The sequence below is a fragment of the Paraclostridium benzoelyticum genome (assembly GCF_001006285.1).
Lineage (GTDB): Bacteria > Bacillota > Clostridia > Peptostreptococcales > Peptostreptococcaceae > Paraclostridium > Paraclostridium benzoelyticum.
On the sequence record NZ_LBBT01000130.1, the window covers coordinates 1 to 1100 of the forward strand.

At 24.1% G+C, this 1100-nt stretch carries 2 protein-coding genes; one reads left to right on the forward strand and one right to left on the reverse strand.

Annotation, left to right across the window (positions count from 1 at the left end):
- Positions 1-264 precede the first annotated feature (264 nt).
- Positions 265-717 (forward strand): hypothetical protein, encoded by a 453-nt coding sequence (locus VN21_RS05575; RefSeq protein ID WP_021433602.1) that lies wholly within the window; start codon positions 265-267, stop codon positions 715-717.
- A gap of 49 nt (positions 718-766) precedes the next feature.
- On the opposite strand, the gene VN21_RS05580 is transcribed toward VN21_RS05575, so the two are convergent.
- Entirely contained in the window at positions 767-1024 is a 258-nt protein-coding gene (locus VN21_RS05580) for a TIGR03905 family TSCPD domain-containing protein (RefSeq protein WP_021429622.1), read from the reverse strand.
- Positions 1025-1100: the final 76 nt, after the last annotated feature.

Consider the following 1100-nt stretch of genomic DNA (forward strand, 5'->3'; position numbering starts at 1 on the left):
CCGTAACATACGTTACATTTTTAATTTTTTTGTTAATAATTAAAAGCATGAAAATCTTTATTATGGTAAAATTTTATTTTACATTAAAATTTTACATTCCCATTTATTTTCTTTTTAATGTTTTTATGATAAAATATGTTATATATTTATGCTTGCTTGAATATAAATTTAATTGTGAAACTTGTACATACTATAAATATATTTTAAATTTCAAGCATAACTTGTTATCATAATTTAAATTTGAAATAATCTAGGAGGATTAATATGAGCTTAAAAGACAAATTCGCATCATCATACGCTAGATCTAAAACAATGTCTGGCCCTGAAAAAAAAGCTAATGAAATAATGGGGAAATTATTACTTAAAAAGAGTATTATTCCTATGATCATAATGTTAGTTGTTTGGATGACAGGTATATACTTTAAAGTTAATGGTTGGGTATTATTCGGAATCGTACTTGTTATCGCTGTTGGTACTTATTTTTACATCAAAAAACAAGGTGACAAATATCAAAACTTCAAACCTTTTGTTGGAAATTTAATAAGCCTTGAGAAAAAGGGTAAAAAAGAATATGTAGCTATAATAAAACAAGGTAAAAGAGTTGATAAGTTACAAATAAAATATGGTGGCGAAGAGTTAGAGAAAGTTAAAAAGAACCAATTAGTTCAAATAAGTTATAATAAAGATGAAAAAATTGCAATCGTTGTAACTAAATAATTTTTCAAAGGAAAAGCTTCTACTAAATTAATGTAGAAGCTTTTTTATATTACTCTTTTAATACATATTTTTTATATATTTTAAGCGCATTCGCAAGCTGATCTGGGCAAGATGATTCTCTATTTTTACATGGAATTTTTTCAAATGCTTCTATAATTTCATCAATATTCTTTCCTTCAATCAAATTTTTAATTCCTATTAAATTTCCTGCACAACCCCCTTCAAATATTACATCTTTTAACATGTCTCCTTCTATGTCTAATAAAATTGATTTTGAACAAACACCACTAGTATAATATCTATACATACACATCACCTTATTTTAATATTTTATACATATTTATTTATAAACAGTATAATTTATGAGGATTTTAAATATTTTT

What these genes read in the sequence shown, in the direction of transcription:
- VN21_RS05575 (WP_021433602.1), top strand. Translation starts at nt 265, where the DNA reads ATGAGCTTAAAAGACAAATTCGCATCATCATACGCTAGATCTAAAACA.
- VN21_RS05580 (WP_021429622.1), bottom strand. Translation starts at nt 1,024, where the DNA reads ATGTATAGATATTATACTAGTGGTGTTTGTTCAAAATCAATTTTATTA.